Here is an 18945-nt window from a genome sequence, read left to right on the forward strand (position 1 = left end):
AAGCGCTTCCAAAACTTATTAAACATGTCTTTATGAAAAGCTGGTTAAATAGATCATTACTATTCCTCTTCGCATCGCTCTTGTTAACAGGCTGCGAGAAGGATGAAGACAAGGCGGTTGTCCGGGAGGGGACGGCGCCGGTATTAACGGCATCAGCAACTTCTCTCTTACTTACAGAGGAAGAAGCTGCAAGTGAGGCCCTGACTCTTTCCTGGAACGATGCTGATTTCGGTTATAAGGCCGCTGCGGAGTACTGGCTGGAAATCGATACCGCCGGCGACAATTTTGTGAAGCCTTACAGTGTGTCGCTGGGAAACACCCGCGAGAAAGTATACACCGTGGAGGAGCTGAACACGCTGCTTACGAAACTGAAGTATACCCCGGAAGAGGCGCATGACGTTGCTATAAGGATCAAAGCGACGGTTTCTGATCTTATCAACCCTGTTTACTCTGGGGCAGAAACGGTGTCAGTAACCACGTATTCTACGTATGTGGAGCCTACTTTTGTGTATGTTCCGGGCGATTACCAGGGCTGGAGCCCGGAAACGGCTCCTTCGTTGATCTCGGTGGAGGACAACGGGATTTACCAGGGCATCATTAGTTTCAACAACAAGGATAACAACCTCAAGTTTAAGATCACGGCGGGAAGAAGCTGGGAAACAAACTACGGGGGCGGGTCTGCTGCCGGCACCCTTGCTGTGAACGGCCCTGATTTGTCAGTTCCAGCCAAGGACAGCTACAGAATCACAGTTGACCTGAATACCATGACCTGGACAGCAGCCAAGTACTCGTGGGGGCTGATCGGTGATGCTACTCCCGGAGGATGGGATAAGGATACCGACATGGTCTATGATAACGAGGCCGGGGTTTGGAAGCTAACTACTAACTTAACTGCAGGAAAGATCAAGTTCAGGCTCAACGATGACTGGGGCACCAACTACGGCGAGAACAATGGCGATAACGTTTTGGAGGCCGGTGGAGCTGATATTTCTGTTGCTGCGGCCGGAACCTATGAAATTGTGCTGGACCTGGAAAACGAGGACGAAACGGCAACTTATACCATCACCAAAAAATAAAGGTATGAGTTTTATAAAAAGAGCCCGGCAGCGTTGTTGCCGGGCTCTTTTTGTTTTACCACAAGTATAAAATGGGCTGGTTTTATACTTGCATACTCAGCTTGCGATTCACTGATGCAGTGAAGGTGTAAACCCACCCCCAATCCTCCGAGGAGGGGAATTTTTTCAAAAGAGTAGATATTCCCCTCCTCGGAGGGGCAGGGGTGCGTTAATCGCAACTTGAGTTTGTTTCTACTCCATGTTACCGAACCTGTTACCAAAGAAATCACCTTCGTTCCAGGTAGGTCTTTGCTCTTCCTGGGCCACCAGGTAGCCGATGAGGAAATTGAGCTGCACATACTTTCTGGCGGCATCGAAATCAAATACACCTCCCTCAAAGTTATCCTGCGGTTTGTGGTAATACTTGTCGCGCCATACTTTCACGGTCTCGTCGAGGTTGTTTTTGCCGTCTGCAGTCTTATTGCCATACTTGATGTGGAGTGCCGGCACGCCCTGCACCACAAAGCTGTACTGGTCGCTGCGCACAAAACGGTTCTGCTCCGGCTCCGGGTCTTCCTCCACATCCAGCCCCAGATACTTACTGGCCTGCTGCACCTCCTCCTGCAAGGACGAATGCGCAGCCCCCAGCGGCACCACCGACAGCAGCGGCGCGATGAGCGTCGGCATGTCCGTGTTCACGTTGGCCACCAACTGGCTGGCAGGCACGGTAGGGAATTTGGCAAAGTATGCCGAGCCGAGCAGGCCCATTTCCTCGGCCGTTACCATCACAATAAGTATGGAGCGCTTCGGCTTCTTCTTTACGTTGTGGTATACTTTGGCAATCTCCAGGAGGCTGGCCACGCCGGAGGCGTTGTCGTGGGCACCGTTGTAGATGGAGTCGCCGTCGATCGGCTTGCCTACGCCCGTATGGTCGAGGTGGGCGCTGTGCACCACGTACTCGTTCTTAAGCACGGGGTCAGAGCCCTCTATTTTCCCGATCACATTGTAGCTCTCTATGTCCTCGAATCTGTTGCTGAAGCTGCCCTTGATGCGGAAAGGAAGTATGGCTGAGGCTGGTTTCCCGCTTTTGATGGTACCCGCCACCTGCTGCAGGTCCAGTCCTGCTCCCGTTATCAGTTTCTGAAGCGTGTTGTAGTGGAGCATGCCCATCAGCTTTACGTCTTCGTGATGGCTGCGCGAGGCGGCTACCGTTCCATCTGCCCCCATCACGTTGCTCATACCCCTGGTAGAGAAATCCGGCAGGCCACCGTTTGGGTTCAGGGAGCCGAGCAATACACCCACGGCACCATTTGCAGCGGCCGTGTTCAGTATGGTTTGCATATCCATACTAAAAGATGCCACCGTGGACGGAAACGACGCAGGCGTACTGCGCAGAATAACCACCACTTTGCCCTTCGCGTCAATGGTAGCGTAATCATCGTAATTCAGGTCTGGGGCGCTTATCCCGAAGCCGGCAAAAACCAACGGGGCATCCACCGCTACCTGCTTCTCCACCGCATTCGGGAAAAGTATAAAGTCTTTGCCGTACACCAGATCTTCGGTGCCCGCGGTGTCTGCTGTAAGCTGCAGGCTAGCGCCCGGGACTGTGGTGGCCGTACGCACGCGCACCGTTTGCAGGTAGGTGCCATTCTCGCCGGCAGGTTGCACGTTCAGCTCCTTAAACCGGGCTGTCACATAGTCTACCGCCATTTGGTAGCCTGGGGTGCCCGGCTTGCGGCCCAGCAGCTTGTCATCGGCCAGGTAGGCGATGTGCGCACTGATGTCGGCAGGCTTTACTTTGTTCATTGCCTTGGCCACGGGCCTGGGCACATCAGGTGTTTGGCCGTAAGCGGATACGGAGGCCAGCGCCAGGCACAGGCCTGCCGTTATACTTTTCAATCGCATAGTTTTATTGTTGGTCATCCGGTAAAGAAAAACATTAACGGCCATTTATGCTAAAGATGCCCTGGCACAAGAGAAATTTAAAGGAAAGGCTGTAGCGCTGAAGTATAAACTGGGGACAGCGCCTGATTATACCTGATGGTTTTGAAACAGAGTGGGAGCGAGGCTGTTTATACGTGCAGGTGGTTATGTAGTGTATGCGGCAGTGTCAGGCCCATCGTTGCTGGGGATTTTAAGCTGGTTTATACTTTAGAACTCGTTCCATTAGGCCTTCCTTCGGAATGCGTTTGCTGCGCAAGGGTGTTTCGGGGTAGCAGCTGGCGCAGAAGCCGCTATACTTTGTGCGGGTCGGAAACAATAATTATTTAAGTTGATTTATTATGTTCAATAAAGGCAAAAGAGTCATTTCCTGTTGAAATTGAGGACTGCTAAAAGAAAGCTTCCAGAAAAGTATAAACCAACCGCTGCAGGACGCTTTGCAGCCAAAGCTGTTGATTCATCCGGCAACGCTTCTGCATTGGTGGGATCAGCATGAAGTATACTTATACTTTACACCGGGATCCATTTTAGGTCCAGGCGGACATCTCTTGATCCATACTTCTGCCGTGCGACACGAGCCATTTGTCGGGAAGGTATAGGTGCATCCGTAATTTGGAGGTAAATTTGAGAAACCAGTGCCCGCTACAGTATAAAAGCGGGCTAGCAAGCGCAAACAAATCCTATGAGGGACGCAGCACAGACAGGTGATTTTTGCATCCGCACGAAAGGCCGCCGCATCGTGATCATCGGCAACGGCATTTCGGGGATAACCTGCGCGCGCCACATCCGCAAACGCGACCCGGAGGCGCACATCACCATCGTCTCTGGCGAAACCGAGCATTTCTTTTCCCGCACTGCGCTCATGTACATCTACATGGGCCACATGACCTATGCGCACACCAAGCCCTACGAGGACTGGTTCTGGGAGAAAAACCGCCTGGAGCTGGTGCACGACTGGGTGACAAGTATAAACTTTGAGCAAAAAGAGCTGCAGCTGCAGCAACAGGAGCCGCTAAAGTATGATATCCTGATCCTGGCCCTTGGGTCAAAACCGAACATGTTTAACTGGCCGGGGCAAGAGCTGGAGGGGGTGCAGGGGCTATACACCTACCAGGATCTGCAAAAGATGAACGATAACACCGCCAACTGCCGGCACGCCGTGGTGGTGGGCGGCGGTTTGATTGGCGTGGAGATGGTGGAGATGCTGCTTAGCCGCAACATACCGGTGACCTTCCTGGTGCGCGAAAAGCATTTCTGGGAGCACATCCTGCCAAAAGAGGAGTCGGAACTGGTGATGCGCCACCTGCGCGAGCACCACGTAGACCTGCGGCTGCAGACAGCGCTAAAGGAGCTGCTGGACGATGGAGCAGGTAAGGTAAGCGCAGTCGTGACCGCATCCGGAGAAGAGATTCCCTGCCAGTTTGTGGGCTTGGCGGTGGGCGTGAAGCCGAATATCGAGCTGGTGCGCAACACACAACTGGAGGTGAACAAAGGTATTCTGGTCGATCAGCGCTTTGCCACCAATATCCCCAACGTGTTTGCTATCGGCGACTGTGCCGAGTACCGGGTGCCGGTGCCGCAGCGCCAACGTATAGAACAGGTGTGGTATACCGGCCGGATGCACGGCGAAACGCTGGCGCACAACCTTACCCATCCGGAGCCTGTTGCTTACACACCGGGGCCGTGGTTTAACTCCGCCAAGTTCTTCGATATCGAGTACCAGACCTACGGCATGGTTCCCAGCAGGTGGGAGGAGCCGGTAACATCATTTTACTGGGAGCATGCGGATGGCAAAATCGCTTTTCGGGCGGTGTTCAACGGCGAGACAAAAAAGCTGCACGGCGTAAACTGCCTGGGCATGCGCCTGCGGCACGATTTTTTCGACCAGGCGCTGCGGGAGAGCTGGACGGTGGAGCAGGTGCTGGTAAAACTGCACGAAGCCAACTTTGATCCGGAATTTTATGAGCGCCACCACCGTGACATCCTGCAGGCTTACAACCGGCAGTTAGGAACAGACCTGCAGCAGGAGAAGAAAGAAAAGAAAGGACTTTTGTCTTACTTATGGAGGTAGTTAAACGGCTATGAACGCGATACAAAAACTTGGCCTGGGTGTGTTCCTGCTGGCGCTGCTGCTTTTCAACGCGCTGCTCTTTATGGGGCGGTTCGAGCTGACGGTACAGGAACTGGAGCAGTCGGTGAAACAGGAGCATGTGGAGGTGCTGCGGCAGGAGCTGCAGCCGATGCTGGGTAAGACGTATACGTCCAGCTTCGGCTTTGCCACCGACTTTAACCGCTACCTCGACAACTACAACGAGGAGCAGCAGCGCAGCCAGCAATGGGACCGCGTGATTTGGGACGACTATGCCTTTGCCCTTGCAAGGGTAGCCAGCCAGGGTTTTGTGGAGAACAACAAGCTGCTGCTGCTCTTCCTGACGGTTATACTGGGGGCAGCCGGCGCCCTGGTCAACATCCTGCCAAAGTATAGGGGCGAACCAGCGGGCATCAAAAACAACGGCATCATGTTCTCCTCCAATAAAGCGCGCGGGGTGGTCGGGATAACGATTGGGGTATACTTAACGGCCATTTACGTGCTGCTGTATTGGTATCCCGAGTACCTCGTGAACTGGGCCTTGCTCGTGGATCCGCTCAGCTACGCTTTGTCGGGAGGGCCAGCCAGCCAGTGGTTTCTGTATGGCACCATTTATACCTTAGCCATTCTGGTGATGGGCGTGCGGATGTTCCGCAAGTATAAAGGCAACAACTACCAGCTGCTGCGCACGGCCTCGGTCATGTTCTTTCAGTTGAGTTTTGCTTTCCTGATTCCGGAGGTGCTGGTGCTGCTGAACCTGCCCTGGTACGACCTGAAAAACATCTGGCCGCTGGACTATGACTTCTTCTTCGAGTACAGTGTGGCCAGTATGCTGGGCAGCGGCAGCATCGGCTTGTTCTTGTTTATTTGGGGGATTCTGCTGATCATACTTGCCGTGCCGCTGTTTACCTATTTTTACGGAAAGCGCTGGTACTGCAGCTGGGTGTGCGGCTGCGGCGGCCTGGCCGAAACCGCCGGCGATCCCTACCGCCACCTTTCCGATAAATCCCTGAAAGCCTGGAAAGTGGAGCGCTGGATGGTACACGGCATTTTGGTCATCATCACCGTCATCACTTTGCTTACCATTGCCAATTTTTTCACCGAATTTGCGCTGCTGAAGCAGTCCACCGACATGCTGCACCAGTGGTACGGCTTCCTGATTGGATCGGCTTTTGCGGGGGTGATTGGCGTGGGCTTCTACCCGCTGATGGGCAACCGCGTGTGGTGCCGCTTTGGCTGCCCGCTGGCTGCCTACCTGGGCCTGGTGCAGCGCTTCAAGTCGCGGTTCCGGATCACCACGAACGGCGGCCAGTGTATCTCCTGCGGCAACTGCTCCACCTACTGCGAGATGGGCATTGACGTGCGCTGGTACGCGCAGCGGGGGCAGAACATCGTCCGGTCGTCCTGCGTGGGCTGCGGCATTTGCGCCAGCGTGTGCCCGCGTGGCGTGCTGAAGCTGGAGAACGGAACGGAGCAGGGACGCATCACCGATATTCCTTTCCTGACCGGGAACGAGTCGATCAATGTACTGAACTAATGACCTTACTGCTTATACTTTGTGCGCTGATTTATGGGATCGCCATGCTGTTTATACTTTTGTACAGTATGGCGCAGGCCCACCTGCTGTACCGTTTCCGGCTGTTCCGGAGGCTGGGCAAAAGGGCAGCTCCACCTGCCCCCGAAGTATGGCCGGCGGTAACAGTGCAACTGCCGGTGTACAACGAGAAGTATGTGGTGGAGCGCCTGATCGATTCGGTGGCAGCCCTGGATTACCCTGCTGATAAACTCGAGGTGCAGCTGCTTGACGACAGCGATGACGAGACCTCGGAGATCATCAAGATAAAAATAAAGCAGTACCCGCACCTCAACCTGCGGCACATCCGCCGGCCCGACCGCAGCGGCTTTAAGGCAGGCGCTCTGAAGTATGGACTGGCCCTGGCGCAAGGGGAGTTTATCGCCATTTTTGATGCTGACTTCACCCCGCAACCGGACTTCCTCAAACAAACGATCCCATACTTTGCCAACGCGAAACTGGGTATGGTGCAAACCCGCTGGACGCACCTGAACAAGGACTACTCCATCCTTACCCGGCTGCAGGCGCTGGCCCTGGACGCGCACTTTTTTGTGGAGCAGGTGGGCCGCAACAGCCAACATGCCTTTATCAACTTTAACGGCACCGGCGGCGTGTGGCGCAAAGCCACCATCCTGGATGCCGGCAACTGGCAGGACGATACCCTGACCGAGGACCTGGACCTGAGTTACCGCGCCCAATTAAAGGACTGGCAGTTTTTATACTTGCCTGAAGTAGAATCGCCGGCGGAGTTGCCCCCCGTGATGAGCGCCCTTAAATCGCAGCAGTTCCGCTGGACCAAGGGCGGGGCCGAGTCGGCGGTGAAGCACCTGGGCACAGTCCTTCGCTCCGGAAAGCCGCTGCGGACCAAGTACCACGCGCTGGCGCACCTGCTCAACAGCGCGGTGTTTGTGGCGTTGCTGGTGGCCTCGGTGGCCAGCATCCCGCTGCTCTGGGCGAAGGTACACAACCTGCTGCCCTCAGGTGCCTATGAGGCGGCAGCTGTAATGCTGCTTGGTTTTGTGGTGATCAGCCTGGTATACTTTCAGGCGAACTTCCTGGGCAAGAGTATGGGTATGCACCGTGTGCTGGGCTTTTTGCTGTACTACCCGCTGTTTTTGTCGGTGTCGATGGGGATGGCGCTGCACAACGCCGTAGCGGTGTGGGAGGGCTGGACCGGCCGCAAATCGCCCTTTATCCGCACACCCAAATTTAATTTGGAGGCGCGGCAGCATACCTGGCAGGAGAACTTTTACCGCAACATGCAGATGCCCTTTACTACCTACCTGGAGGGATTGCTGGGGCTGCTGTTCCTGGCCGTGGCCATTTGGAGCGTGGTGCAGCAGGAGTACGTGATGCTGATTTTCCATAGCATGCTGGCCCTTGGTTACCTGCTGGTTTTTTATCACTCCGCGCTCTCTTACCGACGAACTTGACCTATGGCTGCCAAACTGTTTTTTGTGTACAACGCCGAGTCGGGCTTTTTCAACAAGCTTACTGATTTTGCACACAAGGCCATCTCCCCAAAAACCTATTCCTGCAGCCTCTGTGCCCTTACCTACGGCCGTTTCGAGATGTTCCCGGAGTGGGCTGCATACCTGAAAACACTGCCTTGCGAGCTTAGTTTTATCTATAAAAATGAGTGGACGTTTGGTGATGTCTGCAACAAGTTTCCGGTGGTGGCGCTGCAACAGGAAGGCAAGGTAGCAGTGCTGCTGACGGCTGAAGAACTGGATAGTATGCGGTCGCTGGAGGAGCTGAAAGACAGGCTGAACGGGGCGCTGCAGCAGGTGCCTAAAGTATAGCCTGTTGCTTCCTGTTTTTGAATTTAAAGTATACATTGCAAAGCGGCTCTTTGCCCAAAGCCTTGCTATTACGACCATGAAAAAGCTCCTATACCTTACCCTGTTTATACTTCTGGCGGGCTGCAGCTCCGGCGGCTCGCGCAACATGGACTACGATGCCTTTGGCGCCTACTGGTTTCAGGGGAAAGCAGAAATCAACACCTATGCTCTGGAGCAATACCGCTATGGCGAGAAGCGAAATGGGGAGGCGGTGCTGATCTTTGTGACGGAGGATTTCTCCAGAAAGAAGCAGGTAAAGCTGGATAACCCGCAGGACAACGAGGATGATGCCCAGAAGGTGCTGAAGCTGAACCTGACGAAGAAGTTCGTGACCGGCATTTACCCTTACTCGATGATGCTGTCGGTTTTTACACCCGTGTACGATCATGTGCCGGCCGTGAAGGTGACAGCCAGCGTGCAGGAGTGGTGCGGGCACACGTTCACCCAGCTCAACAGGAAGGACGGAAAGTATAAGGCGCGGCAGTTCTCCTACTTTGAGCAGGATGGCGACAAGGAAATATCCCTCGATGCCATGCCCGAAGACAACCTCTGGACGCTGCTGCGCCTGCACCCCAACCAGGTGCCGACGGGTGAGGTGCAGCTCATCCCCGCGCTGCTGGACCAGCGGCTGACGCATGAAAAACTGGAGGCGGAGGAGGCGGAGATAAGTATAAATCCGGCCAAGAAAAGTATGGCAGGCTTCGCGGAGGCCGACCTGCAGGTGCTGGAGGTGAGGTATACGTCGTACCCGCGTACCCTGCGCGTTTTTTATACTTCCGCTTTTCCCTTCGAGATAGCCGGTTGGGAGGAGGTACGCACGCTAAGGAACGGGCAGCAGGAGGTGAGCCGCGCCACCCGCAAAGCCAAAATGGTAACCGACTACTGGACCAAAAATAAGAACGAGCACGAGCCGCTGCGGCGGGAGTTGAAGCTGAAGTAGTTGGTGAGGTTTGATACTCGGCCTTTGTTTTTTAGGCGCTGCTATACTTTATATACTTGCTGTTCCGGACGTTCTTGTCCGGAACCAAAGCCGCTGCGGATTTCCTAATCCGCGTTGCCTATACTTTCATGCTTGATCTATACTTCCTTAGCCGCCGCTTCCTTCCGCTTGATACAAGCTATACTTGCTAGCTACCGCTGATCCTGTAGTTCCCACAAACCCATAGTTGCATCTCATACTTTGGCTCCCTCAAGCCCGAGAGGGATCGCCTTCGGGCATCGCGCTGTGTTCCCTCCTGCGCCAAGGCGCTGCCCTTGACGGGCACCGGATCTCACAAGGCGCTCAACCCAAGGACTGGGATCAGTTCGATAGCTACGGCTTTGTCATCTCGACCTTTGGGAGAGATCTCTTTAGAATTCCAGATAGATCTCTCGCCCTGCTCGAGATGACAAAAAAGTATAGCAACAAGTATGGTTCCCCTCTCAGGAGAGGTAGTGGTGGGTTTAAACTTTTGCTGATAGTAACAGAAACTATGATACTTATACTTTAGCATCAGTAATGCCAGACTCCCCTCCTTAGACAAGTCTTGGATCCCGAACTTGTTTCGGGAGAGGGGTGGGGTGGTTGGATCCGGTATTGCAAGAGCTCAACCCTATTTTAGGGGGTGGTTTATACTTGAACAGAGGGGCGGTTAGCCCCAGTACTGCCAAACTCCTCTACAACTCCAGCGTGAGTTGGTACCCTTCGCGCAGGCGGTCGTGCTGGTAGGTGAGGCTGGAGACGGAGATGCCCAACAGGCGCACCGGGTAAGCGGGTAGCTGCGGCGTGCGCAACAGTTCCCGGGCAATGGTATAAATGGCATCGGCAGAGGAAAACTCACCTAAGTAAGTCTTGCTGCGGGTATTCAGTGTAAAGTCGAAGTACTTGATCTTGAGCGTAACCGTTTTGGCGCTGGCCTGCAGACGGGCCATGTCCTGGGCCACTTCTTCGGAGAGGTGCTGCAGGCGCTCCAGCAGATCATCTTCCTCGGTAAGGTCCGCATCAAAGGTGCGCTCCGAGCCGATGGATTTGCGGATACGGTGTGGTTGTACGTCACGCTCGTCCTGGGCACGGGCTACGCGGTAGTAGTAGCGGCCCACCTTACCAAAATGGCGCACCAGTTCTTCTTCCGTTCGCTCCCGCAAATCAGCCCCGGTCAAAATGCCCATGCTTTGCATTTTGGCTGCCGTTACCCTGCCAATGCCATGAAACTTCTCTATCTGCAGCCCCGCCACCAGCTGCTCCGCCTTGTCCGGTGTTATCAGCGTGAAGCCGTCGGGCTTGTTCATGTCGGAGGCGATCTTGGCCAGAAACTTATTGTACGACACGCCCGCCGAGGCGGTGAGGCCTGTCTCCTCGAAGATCCGCTGCTTGATTTCTTTGGCGATGATGCTGGCCGATGGCATGCTGATCTTGTTCTCTGTCACGTCCAGGTAGGCCTCGTCGAGCGAGAGCGGCTCCACCAGGTCAGTATAGCAATGGAAGATCTCCCGAATCTGCCGCGACACCGCCTTGTATACCTCAAACCGGCCCTTCACAAATATGAGGTGGGGGCAGCGCTGGGCCGCTATTTTAGAGGCGAGTGCAGAGTGTACGCCATACTTGCGGGCTTCGTAGCTGGCGGCGGCCACCACGCCCCGTGCTTTGGAACCGCCCACAGCCACGGGTTTTCCGCGCAGCTCGGGGTTGTCGCGCTGCTCCACGGAGGCAAAAAAGGCGTCCATGTCGATGTGGATGATCTTGCGGATGGGCTGTTCCAAAGTATGGCTTTTATACTTGCAAAGATACAAAAACCGCTGCAGGAAGTACAGCGCCTGTCGCTGCTTTGCCATATTTTCAAGGGAGTCGCCCTGCTCCGAAAACTCCTGATCGCACTCCTACGCCATCACCGCCGGCTTGATGTTCTGGTTTACCTTAAACAGGTTTTCAGGGTCATACTGATACTTGATGTGCGCCAGCCGGGCGTAGTTGTCGCGGTAGGTGGCCCGGATGCGCTCGTCTCCTTCCTCCATCATAAAATTAACATAGGCGCCGCCTGCGGAGTAAGGGTGCAGGGCATCAAAGTATGATTTTGTCCAGGTAGTGATTTTCTCCTTGTTGGCCGGATCGGGATCCACGCCGATAATGACCTGCGACCAGTTGGCGTCGCGGAAGCTCCAGGCAGTGGCGTCTTTGTCCAGCTCATGCGCCGCACCGTTGACGGGGTACAGGTGCATGGAAGACTGTGGACTCGGCAGTTTTCGGGCAAATTCCAGGTGGCGGTCGATGGCCTCATCGCTGATTTCTTTCACAAAGTCGGCGCGCCAGTACCACTGGTGGCCGGGTGGATAAAGCGGGTCGAACATACTTTGCAATGCCGGGTGCGGCAGCGGACCTACCAGGTCGATGATGGGGCGGGGGCTCATACTTCGGATAGGGCCGAAGACTTCCTCCACTTTCTCCGGAGCCCCGGTATAACACCACACCACGCCGCCCACAATCTTGTTATGGTGCTCTGCCGGAAAGGGGGCTGCAGGCGGTACCTGGATGAAAGCAAAAAAGCCGTTCAGGTCTTCGGGTGCCTCTAGTATGAAATCGCGCCACCACTGCAGCACCTCTTTCACCTGGTCCAGTTCCCAGAGCATGGGGCCGGCATAATCCATACTTACAGGGTGCAGCTTGAACAGGAAAGAAGTTACCACCCCGAAATTGCCGCCGCCCCCGCGAATAGCCCAGAATAGGTCTTCATGTGCTGTTTCGCTTGCTTTTACGAGGCTGCCGTCCGCCAGCACCACATCCGCCTCCAGCAGGTTATCAATGGTTAAGCCATACGTGCGTGTCAGGTGGCCGATGCCGCCTCCGAGGGTGAGCCCGCCTACGCCGGTGGTCGAAATAATGCCACTGGGTGTTGCCAGGCCAAAGGCATGGGTGGCGTGGTCTACCTTGCCCCAGGTGCAGCCACCCTCCACCCGCACCGTTTTCTTCTCCGGGTTCACCTGCACCCCGTTCAAATGCGACAGGTCGATAACCAGCCCGTCGTCGCAGATGCCCAGCCCGCCGCCGTTATGCCCGCCTCCCCGGATGGCCACCAGCAGGTTGTTCTCGCGGGCAAAGTTCACGGCGTAGATCACATCGGCCACATCCTCGCCCATGGCAATGAGGCGGGGGTGCTTGTCGATCATGGCATTGTATACTTTGCGGGCCACCTCATAGCCGCTCTCGCCGGGCTGAATCACAGGGCCCCGCATACTTGCCTTCAGTTGTTGAATGCTGCTTTCCTCCACCATACCGGCCTCCCTTTCTTAAAAAATGCAACCTAATGCAGCCTCGGGCCTAGGGATGGGGTACTGCCAATGCGACTGGTCAAGGTGCAATAAATCAATTGAATAACAGTAAAGTATACGAGTGTAATAAGGCCGTAGGAATTGGCTCGCCGAAAAATGCGTAAGGGTAGGCGGTACGTCCTTGAAGCCTTGCAGGGAGTGGGTAAAGCGGCGCTTGCTCTTTTACATAGTTACTCCGTTTAGGGCTAAAGTGATCTAATTTGGATCGCTCAGGCAAGCCCGCCGTAGAGGTATTGCCTCAAAAACCATACAACACAGGTAACCATGATTGTACCGCATCTATTTGCTGCCGTACCCGCCGCGTGACTTACCCGTAAAAGTATAGTCTCTGAAAGTATGATCACCCGCCTGCATGCCAACGTATAAACAGGCCTACTAACCACTAACAAGCTATGAAAGTATTATTTGTCTTAACATCCCACGCAGAACTGGGTACTACCGGCAAGAAGACCGGTTTTTGGGTAGAGGAATTCGCCGCGCCCTACTATGTGCTGGCCGATGCGGGTATAGAGGTAACGCTGGCCTCGCCGGAGGGGGGGCAGCCGCCCATTGACCCGAGCAGCGAGGCGCCCGGTGCCCAGACCGACGCCACCAAGCGCTACTACCAGGATACGGAACTGCTGCAGAAACTGCAAAACACCCGAAAGCTAAGCAGCGTGAGTGCAGATGATTTCGACGCCGTGTTTTACCCCGGTGGCCATGGCCCGCTGTGGGACCTGAGTGAAAACGAGGACTCCGTGAAGCTGATAGAGGCTTTTGCAAAACAGAAGAAGCCCGTGGCCGCAGTGTGCCATGCGCCAGCCGTTTTTGCCAGGGTAAAGAACGAGCAGGGCGAGCCGTTTGTGAAAGGCAAGCAGGTAACCGGCTTCACCAACTCCGAGGAGGAAGCGGTGAAGTTAACGGAGGTGGTGCCGTTTCTGGTAGAGGACAAACTAAAGGAACTGGGCGCTGATTACTCCAAGGTGGCTGACTGGCAGCCGCACGTGGTCCGCGACGGGTTGCTGATCACGGGCCAGAACCCGGCTTCGTCGGAGGGGGCAGCACAGGAACTGCTGGAACTGATCCAGAAATAAGGGTCAGGATCCCGCTCAGCATAAAACCGTCCGGTGTGATTTTTCATCTCCGCAGCGAAAGTATACCGCTTATTTATACTTTTTATACTTCCGGCAACTACAATAGGGACCAAACCAATTTATACTTCCGCCGCCACCACAGCGCTTTAACATGGCAACGCTTCTCGATTTTATAGGCAACACGCCACTGGTGGAGCTGACCCACCTCCACACGAAACCCGGCGTGAGGCTGTACGCCAAGCTGGAGGGCAACAACCCCGGCGGCAGCGTAAAAGACCGCGCCGCCTATAGCATGATCAAAGGCGCGCTGGACCGCGGTGAGTTAAAGCCGGGGATGAAACTGATCGAGGCCACCAGCGGGAATACCGGGATTGCGTTGGCCATGATAGCGCGTCTTTTTAGGGTGGAGATCGAGTTGGTCATGCCGGCCAGCGCCACCAAAGAACGGGTGCAGACGATGGAGGCTTTTGGAGCAAAAGTTATCCTTACGCCCGCCGAAAAATCAATGGAAGGGGCGATAGATTATGTGGCGGAGCGGATGGAGAAAGGCGGTTACCTGGTGCTGAACCAGTTTGGTAACCCCGACAATTACCTGGCACACGAGCGCACCACCGGCCCCGAGATCTGGCGCGACACCGAAGGCAGGGTCACGCATTTCGTCTCCTCGATGGGCACTACGGGCACCATCATGGGCGTGTCACGCTACCTGAAGGAGCAGAACCCGCAGGTGCAGATCATCGGTGCGCAGCCGGTGGAGGGGTCGCAGATCCCGGGCATCCGCAGGTGGCCAGCGGAGTACCTGCCTAAAATATTCGAGCCCAAACGCGTGGACCGCACCATCGACGTGAGCCAGGACGAGGCCACCGCCATGACCCGGCGGCTGGCCAGGGAAGAGGGCGTCTTTGCCGGCATGAGCAGCGGCGGCGCTGTGCATGTGGCTACTAAACTGATCGAGGAATTAAAAGAGGGCGTGGTCGTTTGTATTATCTGCGACCGCGGCGACCGCTACCTGTCCTCGGAGCTGTTTGCGGCGCGGTAAGCAAGTATGGCTGGCGGCTCCAAGGAGCTTTTTTTACCAGGATACATGTATCTCCAAAGGTGTAGATGTATACTTATAGAAGCAATCGACGAGCCCCGAAAGTATAAATCCTTAAACTTGTGTGGTTATATGGGAGTATGCATATTTGTGTACATACATTGACTTGTGAAATGAGAAAAATCAAGAAAATACATAAAGCCATCAGCGCCCCCATTGATGATCTGGTAACCTACCGGGCCTTGCCAACCAACTCGGTGGAGTACATCGACCCGTTTCTGTTCCTGAACCACCACGGGCCGCAGGTGTACAAACCGGGCAATCGTGGGTTGCCGTTCGGGCCGCACCCGCACCGGGGCTTCGAAACGCTGACCTTTATACTTGACGGTGACATCACGCACCAGGACACCGGTGGTGGAAGAGACGTGATTCAGGCGGGTGGCGTGCAGTGGATGACGGCAGGCCGCGGGTTGATCCATGCAGAGGTTTCTTCAGAGAAATTTAAACAGGAGGGAGGCCCCTTGGAGATTCTGCAACTATGGTTTAACCTGCCCGCCAAGTATAAAATGACAGCGCCGAAGTACATCGGGCTGCAGAAAGACAAGATACCGGTAGTTACCGAGGATGCCGGCAAAGTAAAAGCGCATGTAATTTCGGGCAGTTGGCGCGATACCAAAGGCCCCATCCCATCGCTGAGCGACATCCACATGGCAAGTATAACATTGCAGCAGGGCGGCCGTTTTACGGCCCAGGTGCCGGCAGCGCGCAACATCTTCTTCTATGTGGTGCGCGGCTCCGTGAAGGTAAACGGCGAGACAGCTGCGAAGCTGCACTTGGTGGAGTTTGCCAATGAGGGCGATGAAGTGCAGGTGGAAGCGCTGGAGGACAGCTACATCCTCTTCGGCCATGCCCAGCCATTCAACGAACCCGTGGTAGCGCACGGGCCGTTTGTGATGAACACGGAAGAAGAGATTCAACAGGCTTTCCAGGATTACCAGCAGGGCAAAATGGGCCGTTGGGAAAGCTGGGACTAAGGCGGTAGTTAAGAAGGGTCCCTGTCTGGATTCGCTCTTTTCAGGCTTACCTGTGCGTTTGGGCTACAACTGGCCAGGAGCTGGAAAAGCAGGCGCGGAGGCAAGTATACAAGTATAAAAAAGGGACAGCCACTGCTCTAGTGGCTGTCCCTTTTAAGTATGAGCAAGTATAAACCTACCTGGACCGGCTGGAGGAGCCTCCCTTGGAAGGGCCGCTTTTTTTCGCGCCTCCTTTAAAGCCCCCTTTGTCCGTTGCCCCCTTGGCGCCGCCTCGTGTGCCCCTGGCACCGCCCGATCCTGTCGTGGCCGGCCTGGACTTTCCGATGCGCTTGCCGGAGCCTGCATATTCTGCCGCGCCGGTTTTAACGGGTTTCTGGTAACTTCCCCGCTCAGAGGAGGCCTTGTCTTTGCCAGCCGCAGTTCTGGGCTTAAAGTCGCGGGATTCTGCTTTGGCCCTAACCGCCTTTTCCGGCTTGGCCGACGCGATCTGTTTCAGGTTCTCTATCTCCGGTGCGCTGAGGGTGCGCCAGTGGCCTTTTTGTAGTTTTGTAAGGGTGATGTTCTCTACCCGTACGCGCTGCAAAAACGTTACCTGGTAGCCCAATGCCTCGCAAATCTTCTTAATGCCATGGCTCATGCCCGCCTCCAGCACTATCCTGAACCGGGTGGTGGATTCTTTGTGTACAGCGGCTTTCTTGGGGTTGCCATCCTCGAAAGAAGCGCAGGCCTCGCTCAGCTTGGCGATAAACTCCGATGAAAATGGCTTGTTAACCGTCACGATCAGTTCCTTCTCCAGCCTGTTATCCGACTTGGCCAGTTTCCGCACCAGGTCGCTGTCGTTGCTCAGGAAAAGAACGCCCTCGTCATCACGGTCCAGCTTGCCGATGGGTTGCAGGGAAGCCGGGTGGTTGATGGCCCGCACCACGTTGTCGCGCACGCCCATATCGGCTGTGGCCGACATGCCGGATGGCTTATGCAGGACCAGGAACACGGGAGCCTCGTCCCGCACGCTCAGCAGTTGGTCATCCACCCGCACCTTGTCTTTGGGGGTTACCTTGGTGCCCGCCTCCGGCTGCTTGCCGTTTACCGTTACCCTTCCTTCTTCAATCAGCCGGTCAGCCTCGCGGCGGGAGCAGAAGCCCGAGTCGCTTATGAATTTATTTAATCGCTTTGGTTCCATGGTGTTTTTGGCCTTGTCGGGCAGGTACATGCCGTATGTGCTGCCGCTTGTTTTTACGCCGGTTTTACGTATGAGGCAAAATTACGGCAAAAGGATTGCTTTACCTATTGCTGTTAAGTCATAGGGTAGGATGAGGCCGATACGTTGAGGAAAGTATGGCAAACGCACACGCTACTTTCTGCGGCCCCCTTTGGAAGCCCCGCCTTTGCCGGCCGCGCCCCTGCCTCTGCCGCCCGCACCGGCACCTCCGCCTTTGGCTGCGCCGCGGGAGCCTTTGGCGCCTCCGGCGGTCCTGGATTTGTCGTGTTTGGCGGCGGCAGTGCTTTTACCGCTTTTAGGCCCGCTGTTTGATTTGCCCGGCTTGGCGGTAGGGGAGCCGCCACGTGGCTTCGGCTTGTTGCTTTTGGCAGGCGAAGCGGGTTCGGTGGCGTGTTTCCGGCTGGCAGAGGCCTCCTCCGTTTTAGCGGAACGCTCCACCAGGCGCATCATTTCGGCTACTTCGGCATCGGTCATGTTGCGCCACTGCCCCAGCGGAATTCGGGCGAGCGACAGGTGCATGATGCGCGTGCGCTGCAGGGTTTGTACTTCGTAGCCCAGGGCCTCGCACATGCGCCGGATCTGCCGGTTCATGCCCTGGGTAAGTATGATGCGAAACTTGTTGGGGCCCAGCTGCTCCACAAAGCACTTCCGCGTGTTCACCCCTAGTATGGAAACGCCGTTGCTCATGCGCTCCACGAAATCGGGGTTGATGGGCCTGTCCACGGTCACGATATACTCTTTCTCGTGGTTGTTGCCGGCACGCAGAATCCTGTTGACGATGTCGCCGTTGTTTGTCAGGATGATCAGGCCCTCGGAGTCCTTATCGAGGCGGCCCACCGGGAAAATGCGTTCCGGGTAGTTGGTAAAACTGATGATGTTGTCCCGTTGCGAGGTGTCGGTGGTGGTTTCGATGCCAGGGGGTTTGTTGAGGAGCAGGTACACGGGCTCCACGGCGTCTGCCTCCAGCAGGTTTCCGTCTACGCGCACCTTGTCTCTGGCCGTCACTTTGGCGCCAATCTCGGGGCGCTTGCCGTTCACGGTTACGCGGCCCTGCTCAATCATCTTGTCGGCCTCGCGGCGGGAGCAGTAGCCTGAGTCGCTTATGAATTTATTCAGTCTGATAGGTTCCATCTTGTGCCGGGGCTAGAGCAGCGGCAGAGCTTGCTGCCGTGCCCATACTTCATACTTTCAAAAGTACGGGAATGGCCGTGGTATACCTAAAGCGGTTGGCAGAATATTCCCAAACACGCCTCCTTCTAAAGAAATACAAGTATAAATCAACCGAATAAAGAGGCTCATTTATCGAGCGCGTACTGCTGCAGCCACTCCTGCGCCTTGCCCATGTCCTCAAAAACCCGCACTTCAAATGCTTTCAGGCTGCTAAAGAATTTTTCGGCCGAGGAGCCGCCAAAGGTTTCCGGGGTGGTTACCATGGCAAAGTGCTTCAACCCAGCGCGAGCCGCCCATGGCGCCCATTCCTTCACCACCCAATCCATGGAGTGGTCCCAGCTACCGATAAGCAGGCGGGTATCGTTCAGCACACAGCTGTAACCGGCATTAGCCAGGGCCTCGGTATAGGCGGCGGCACCTGTCTTAATGTTTTCCTCCGTCAAGTAGCCCATCCAGTTCACATGCACCCACCTGTTCTTGGTGTTGGTGTTGATGGTGAGGTATACTCTGCCAAAAGGGTTGCGTAGCTCTTGAATCATACTCTACTCGTAAATCACAAAGGTAGCAAAAACGCAAAAATGATCCAGCGCCTGAACGCAGGAAGCATCAGTC

The 18945-nt window shown here is 55.4% G+C and carries 16 protein-coding genes; 10 read left to right on the forward strand and 6 right to left on the reverse strand.

The window, feature by feature from the left end; translation table 11 throughout:
• Positions 1-32 precede the first annotated feature (32 nt).
• On the forward strand, positions 33-1076 hold the full coding sequence (locus A3841_RS11580) for a SusE domain-containing protein (protein ID WP_073852448.1): 1044 nt from the start codon (positions 33-35) through the stop codon (positions 1074-1076).
• 231 nt (positions 1077-1307) lie between these two features.
• Here the strand turns inward: A3841_RS11580 and A3841_RS11585 are convergent, their stop codons facing one another.
• Entirely contained in the window at positions 1308-2960 is a 1653-nt protein-coding gene (locus tag A3841_RS11585) for a M28 family peptidase (protein WP_073852680.1), read from the reverse strand.
• A gap of 718 nt (positions 2961-3678) precedes the next feature.
• Here A3841_RS11585 and A3841_RS11590 point away from each other — a divergent pair.
• From A3841_RS11590 to A3841_RS11610, 5 genes are all read left to right on the forward strand, one after another.
• Positions 3679-5067 (forward strand): NAD(P)/FAD-dependent oxidoreductase, encoded by a 1389-nt coding sequence (locus A3841_RS11590; protein WP_073852449.1) that lies wholly within the window; start codon positions 3679-3681, stop codon positions 5065-5067.
• Positions 5068-5077: 10 nt separating this feature from the next.
• The gene (locus tag A3841_RS11595) at positions 5078-6622 is read left to right on the forward strand and encodes a 4Fe-4S binding protein (RefSeq protein WP_073852450.1); all 1545 of its coding nucleotides are present in this window, start codon (positions 5078-5080) and stop codon (positions 6620-6622) included.
• A complete protein-coding gene (locus A3841_RS11600; protein WP_073852451.1) occupies positions 6622-8091 on the forward strand; it encodes a cellulose synthase family protein in 1470 nt (489 codons plus the stop codon). The genes A3841_RS11595 and A3841_RS11600 overlap by 1 nt, the downstream gene beginning before the upstream one ends.
• A 3-nt stretch (positions 8092-8094) precedes the next feature.
• A complete protein-coding gene (locus A3841_RS11605; RefSeq protein WP_073852452.1) occupies positions 8095-8460 on the forward strand; it encodes a hypothetical protein in 366 nt (121 codons plus the stop codon).
• A 76-nt stretch (positions 8461-8536) separates the two neighbouring features.
• Entirely contained in the window at positions 8537-9439 is a 903-nt protein-coding gene (locus A3841_RS11610; RefSeq protein WP_073852681.1) for a hypothetical protein, read from the forward strand.
• 716 nt (positions 9440-10155) lie between these two features.
• On the opposite strand, the gene dinB is transcribed toward A3841_RS11610, so the two are convergent.
• Both dinB and A3841_RS11625 read right to left on the reverse strand, forming a co-directional pair.
• Positions 10156-11310 (reverse strand): DNA polymerase IV, encoded by a 1155-nt coding sequence (dinB, locus tag A3841_RS11620; protein WP_083610317.1) that lies wholly within the window; start codon positions 11308-11310, stop codon positions 10156-10158.
• Between the two features lie 45 nt (positions 11311-11355).
• Positions 11356-12744, reverse strand: coding sequence for an FAD-binding oxidoreductase (locus A3841_RS11625; protein WP_073852454.1), 1389 nt, complete (start codon positions 12742-12744; stop codon positions 11356-11358).
• 449 nt (positions 12745-13193) lie between these two features.
• On the opposite strand from A3841_RS11625, the gene A3841_RS11630 reads away from it, so the two are divergent.
• The 4 genes from A3841_RS11630 to A3841_RS11640 all read left to right on the forward strand — a co-directional run bounded on the left by A3841_RS11630 (position 13194) and on the right by A3841_RS11640 (position 15944).
• Positions 13194-13874 carry a type 1 glutamine amidotransferase domain-containing protein gene (locus tag A3841_RS11630; RefSeq protein WP_073852455.1) on the forward strand — a complete coding sequence of 227 codons (681 nt, stop codon included), beginning with the start codon at positions 13194-13196 and terminating at the stop codon, positions 13872-13874.
• A gap of 35 nt (positions 13875-13909) precedes the next feature.
• The gene (locus A3841_RS20290; protein WP_170866178.1) at positions 13910-14050 is read left to right on the forward strand and encodes a hypothetical protein; all 141 of its coding nucleotides are present in this window, start codon (positions 13910-13912) and stop codon (positions 14048-14050) included.
• Complete coding sequence (gene cysM, locus A3841_RS11635; RefSeq protein ID WP_073852456.1) at positions 14026-14913, forward strand: cysteine synthase CysM; 888 nt, start codon at positions 14026-14028, stop codon at positions 14911-14913. Before A3841_RS20290 ends, cysM begins: the two co-directional genes overlap by 25 nt.
• Positions 14914-15083: 170 nt before the next feature.
• Positions 15084-15944, forward strand: a complete 861-nt coding sequence (locus A3841_RS11640; protein ID WP_073852457.1) for a pirin family protein — start codon at positions 15084-15086, stop codon at positions 15942-15944.
• A gap of 175 nt (positions 15945-16119) precedes the next feature.
• Here A3841_RS11640 and A3841_RS11645 read toward each other — a convergent pair whose 3' ends face one another.
• The 3 genes from A3841_RS11645 to A3841_RS11655 all read right to left on the reverse strand — a co-directional run bounded on the left by A3841_RS11645 (position 16120) and on the right by A3841_RS11655 (position 18872).
• Complete coding sequence (locus A3841_RS11645) at positions 16120-17124, reverse strand: S4 domain-containing protein (RefSeq protein ID WP_170866179.1); 1005 nt, start codon at positions 17122-17124, stop codon at positions 16120-16122.
• Between the two features lie 171 nt (positions 17125-17295).
• Positions 17296-18294 (reverse strand): 23S rRNA pseudouridine(2604) synthase RluF, encoded by a 999-nt coding sequence (gene rluF, locus A3841_RS11650; protein WP_073852459.1) that lies wholly within the window; start codon positions 18292-18294, stop codon positions 17296-17298.
• A gap of 164 nt (positions 18295-18458) precedes the next feature.
• Positions 18459-18872 (reverse strand): STAS/SEC14 domain-containing protein, encoded by a 414-nt coding sequence (locus tag A3841_RS11655; protein ID WP_073852460.1) that lies wholly within the window; start codon positions 18870-18872, stop codon positions 18459-18461.
• Positions 18873-18945 lie beyond the last annotated feature (73 nt).

This window comes from Pontibacter flavimaris, from assembly GCF_001907195.1.
Classification (GTDB): domain Bacteria; phylum Bacteroidota; class Bacteroidia; order Cytophagales; family Hymenobacteraceae; genus Pontibacter; species Pontibacter flavimaris.

What these genes read in the sequence shown, in the direction of transcription:
- A3841_RS11645 (WP_170866179.1), bottom strand. Translation starts at nt 17,124, where the DNA reads ATGGAACCAAAGCGATTAAATAAATTCATAAGCGACTCGGGCTTCTGC.
- A3841_RS11625 (WP_073852454.1), bottom strand. Translation starts at nt 12,744, where the DNA reads ATGGTGGAGGAAAGCAGCATTCAACAACTGAAGGCAAGTATGCGGGGC.
- A3841_RS11585 (WP_073852680.1), bottom strand. Translation starts at nt 2,960, where the DNA reads ATGCGATTGAAAAGTATAACGGCAGGCCTGTGCCTGGCGCTGGCCTCC.
- rluF (WP_073852459.1), bottom strand. Translation starts at nt 18,294, where the DNA reads ATGGAACCTATCAGACTGAATAAATTCATAAGCGACTCAGGCTACTGC.
- A3841_RS11640 (WP_073852457.1), top strand. Translation starts at nt 15,084, where the DNA reads ATGAGAAAAATCAAGAAAATACATAAAGCCATCAGCGCCCCCATTGAT.
- A3841_RS11595 (WP_073852450.1), top strand. Translation starts at nt 5,078, where the DNA reads ATGAACGCGATACAAAAACTTGGCCTGGGTGTGTTCCTGCTGGCGCTG.
- A3841_RS11605 (WP_073852452.1), top strand. Translation starts at nt 8,095, where the DNA reads ATGGCTGCCAAACTGTTTTTTGTGTACAACGCCGAGTCGGGCTTTTTC.
- dinB (WP_083610317.1), bottom strand. Translation starts at nt 11,310, where the DNA reads ATGGCAAAGCAGCGACAGGCGCTGTACTTCCTGCAGCGGTTTTTGTAT.
- A3841_RS11610 (WP_073852681.1), top strand. Translation starts at nt 8,537, where the DNA reads ATGAAAAAGCTCCTATACCTTACCCTGTTTATACTTCTGGCGGGCTGC.
- A3841_RS11590 (WP_073852449.1), top strand. Translation starts at nt 3,679, where the DNA reads ATGAGGGACGCAGCACAGACAGGTGATTTTTGCATCCGCACGAAAGGC.
- A3841_RS11580 (WP_073852448.1), top strand. Translation starts at nt 33, where the DNA reads ATGAAAAGCTGGTTAAATAGATCATTACTATTCCTCTTCGCATCGCTC.
- A3841_RS11655 (WP_073852460.1), bottom strand. Translation starts at nt 18,872, where the DNA reads ATGATTCAAGAGCTACGCAACCCTTTTGGCAGAGTATACCTCACCATC.
- A3841_RS11600 (WP_073852451.1), top strand. Translation starts at nt 6,622, where the DNA reads ATGACCTTACTGCTTATACTTTGTGCGCTGATTTATGGGATCGCCATG.
- cysM (WP_073852456.1), top strand. Translation starts at nt 14,026, where the DNA reads ATGGCAACGCTTCTCGATTTTATAGGCAACACGCCACTGGTGGAGCTG.
- A3841_RS11630 (WP_073852455.1), top strand. Translation starts at nt 13,194, where the DNA reads ATGAAAGTATTATTTGTCTTAACATCCCACGCAGAACTGGGTACTACC.